Source organism: Helicobacter sp. MIT 21-1697 (assembly GCF_026241255.1).
Taxonomy (GTDB): domain Bacteria; phylum Campylobacterota; class Campylobacteria; order Campylobacterales; family Helicobacteraceae; genus Helicobacter_C.
This window is the reverse complement of record NZ_JAPHNC010000030.1, coordinates 1-351: the sequence shown is the minus strand read 5'-3', so window position 1 is coordinate 351 and position 351 is coordinate 1. Positions and strand designations below refer to the sequence as shown.

The following is a 351-nucleotide window of genomic DNA, read 5'->3' as shown; positions in this document are numbered from 1 at the left end:
ATTTCCCACACCCTCTTTGAATTTTTTAAATATCTCAATCACGAACGCAAAGAAGCACCACAACCTCTTAAAATTGTTGCTCAAGATGAGTTAGGTGAAATGGGTAATGCTATTAATGATAATATCCAAAAGACTAAAGTTGGTTTAGAGCAAGATTCTAAAGCAGTAGAGCAATCAGTATTAACTGCAAAGACTATAGAATCTGGAGACTTTAGAGCAAGAATTACAGAAACACCTCATAATCCACAGCTCAATGAATTAAAAAATGTGCTCAATCATATGCTTGATGATTTACAAAAGAAAATAGGCAGTGATACCAATGAAATAGCAAGAGTATTTGATAGCTATACA

General features: G+C 33.3%; 1 protein-coding gene. It reads left to right on the top strand.

Annotation, left to right across the window (positions count from 1 at the left end; translation table 11 throughout):
• The coding region (locus OQH61_RS09475) for a HAMP domain-containing protein (protein WP_266027187.1) at positions 1–351 on the top strand (351 nt) is incomplete at both ends.